Annotated in this window: 2 protein-coding genes and 1 pseudogene; all 3 read left to right on the top strand. The window is 71.4% G+C overall.

What is annotated here, in order from left to right; all coding sequences use genetic code 11:
* Window positions 1–333: pseudogene (locus tag AB0J09_RS61935) on the top strand (TetR family transcriptional regulator); the annotation flags it as partial.
* On the top strand, window positions 330–1,277 hold the full coding sequence (locus AB0J09_RS61940) for a hypothetical protein (RefSeq protein WP_360713479.1): 948 nt from the start codon (window positions 330–332) through the stop codon (window positions 1,275–1,277). The pseudogene AB0J09_RS61935 and the gene AB0J09_RS61940, both read left to right, overlap by 4 nt.
* A gap of 47 nt (window positions 1,278–1,324) precedes the next feature.
* Window positions 1,325–2,632 (top strand): glycoside hydrolase family 3 N-terminal domain-containing protein (locus AB0J09_RS61945; RefSeq protein ID WP_360713481.1); only part of this gene is annotated, 1,308 nt, incomplete at its 3' end.

Genomic DNA, 2,632 nt, shown 5'->3' on the forward strand with positions numbered 1-2,632 from the left:
GGCGCGGGCGAGGTGGACGTGGAGGCGCTGCTGACCAGGGTCCGCGTGATCGCCTCGAGTCCGGCCCTGATGGGCGCGCTGCACGGGGTGCGCATGAGCGAGCGGTACGAGCTGGCCGAGGCGCTCAAGGCGGCCCATCCCGGCGACGACCTGGCCGCGCAGCTCATGGCCGCGCTGATCACCGCCGCCGTCACCACCCTCCAGGAGGCGTTCTTCCAGCGCATCGCCGCGGGGGAGCCCCTGGAGGAGGCGGGCAGGCGCCTGGCGGGCGACGTGGAGCTGGCCTTCGACCTCCTGGAGCACGGGTTGACACAAAGAGGGGATAAATCATGAAAAAGGGGATCAACTATGACGTCGGGTTTCTCCCGGGCGACGGCCTGAGCCGCAAGTCGTTCCACATCGAGGACGTCCGGCGCGACATGCGCACGATCGCCGAAGACCTGCACTGCGCGTCGGTACGCATCTCCGGCCGCGACCCCGAGCGCGTCGAGGCGGCGGCCAGGGAGGCCGCGGTGGCCGGGCTGGAGGTCTGGTTCACCCCGTTCCCCGTGGACCTCACGCAGGACGAGATGCTCGAGGTCTTCGCCGACTCGGCCAGGCGCGCCGAGGGGCTGCGCCGCGACGGCGCCGAGATCGTGCTGGTCACCGGCTGCGAGATCACCGGGTTCGGCAAGGGCTTCATCGACGGCGACGGCTACGGCGACCGGCTCAACGCCATGATGAGCGGCGACGTCGAGTGGTGGATGTCCCTGATGCGGGTCATGCCGCGCTTCAACGTCTACCTGGCGAAGGTGGCCGAGACCGTGCGGCCGCTGTTCGGCGGCAGGCTGACCTACGCCTCGGGGCCGTGGGAGCCGGTCGACTGGGCCCCGTTCGACGTGGCGGGCGTGGACGCCTACCGCGCCTCCTACAACGCCCACGACTTCGTGGACGAGCTGCGCGCCCACTTCAAGCACGGCAAGCCGGTCGCCGTGACCGAGTTCGGCACGTGTGCCTACCGCGGCGCGGGGGAGCGCGGCGGCTCGGCGTGGGTGGTGCCCGACGGCGCCGTACGCGACGAGGGCGAGCAGGTGCGCTATTTCACCGAGCTGATGGACGTCTTCGAGCAGGAGGGCGTGGACACCGCGCTGTGGTTCACGTTCGCGGCCTACAACAGGACCGGTGAGGCCGACATCGGCTCGTACGGCGTGGTGAAGATGCTCGACGAGCGGCGCTGGGAGCCCAAGGAGGTCTTCCACGCCATGGCGGCCAGGTATTCACGCAGGTCAACGACCTAGGGCTGAGCCCGTATTCATCTTGAACCACGTTCGGTTTCGTCTTCCGGATGTTCGGCCCGCTGGTGAAGACTGTGCTGGTGGACTTCGACGAACTCATCGCCCGGCTTGACCTCAGCACCAAGATCCGCCTGCTCACCGGGGCCGACATGTGGTCGCTCCCGCCGCTGCCCGAGATCGGCCTCGACCGGCTCGTCATGAGTGACGGCCCGATCGGCGTACGCGGGGAGCAGTGGAGCGCGGGCGACCCCTCGATCGCGCTGCCCAGCCCGACCGCGCTGGCCGCCACGTGGGACGTGGAGCTGGTGCGGCGGGCCGGCGCGCTGCTGGCGCAGGAGGCCAGGCGCAAGGGCGTGCACGTGCTCCTCGCGCCCACGATCAACCTGCACCGCTCGCCGCTCGGAGGCCGCCATTTCGAGTGCTTCTCCGAGGATCCGTACCTGACGGGGGAGATCGGCGCGGCCTACGTCGAAGGCGTCCAGGAGGGCGGCGTCGCCACCACGCCCAAGCACTTCGTGGCCAACGACTTCGAGACCGACCGCTTCACCGCGGACGTCCGGGTGAGCGAGAAGGCCCTGCGGGAGGCGTACCTGCGGCCGTTCGAGCGGGTGGTGCAGGCGGGGGCGTGGGGCCTCATGACCGCCTACAACTCGGTGAACGGCACCACCATGACCGAGCACTCCGCGCTGGTGAACGGGGTGCTGAAGGGTGAGTGGGGGTTCGACGGGTTCGTGGTGTCGGACTGGACTGCCCTGCGCTCGACCGAGGCCGCCGCCATGGGAGGCACCGACGTGGCGATGCCCGGCCCGTTCGGACCCTGGGGCGAGAAGCTGGAGGCGGCCGTGCGGGAGGGGCGCGTGCCGGAGTCCGTCGTGGACGATCGCGTGCGCCGTATCCTGCGCCTGGCCCAGCGGGTCGGCGCCCTGCGCGGCGCCGGGGACCGGTCTGCCGTCGGACGTCCGATTGACGGCGGGGCGCTGGCCCGGGAGGTGGCCACGCGCGGCTTCACGTTGCTGACCAACGACGGGATCCTGCCGTTCCGGCAGGTCAGGACGGTCGCCGTGATCGGTGCGGCCGCCGCCGAGGCACGCGTGATGGGCGGCGGGAGCGCGCAGGTCTTCCCCGACAGGATCGTCTCGCCGCTCCAGGGCCTCCGCGAGCGGGCCGAGGTCCGGTACGCGCTCGGCACCGACCCCCGGATCCGCCTGTCCCCGCTCCCCGGCCCGGCCACGGCCACGTTCCTGGACGCGGAGGGCGTGACGCTGTCCGAGCAACCGCTGGCCACGGCCGAGGCGCGGTGGATCGGCCAGCTGCCGCCCGGCGTGGACGGCGATCGGCTGAAGGCGGTCCGGCTGCGT

The organism is Nonomuraea sp. NPDC049784 (genome assembly GCF_040659615.1).
GTDB lineage: Bacteria > Actinomycetota > Actinomycetes > Streptosporangiales > Streptosporangiaceae > Nonomuraea.

What these genes read in the sequence shown, in the direction of transcription:
- AB0J09_RS61940 (WP_360713479.1), top strand. Translation starts at nt 330, where the DNA reads ATGAAAAAGGGGATCAACTATGACGTCGGGTTTCTCCCGGGCGACGGC.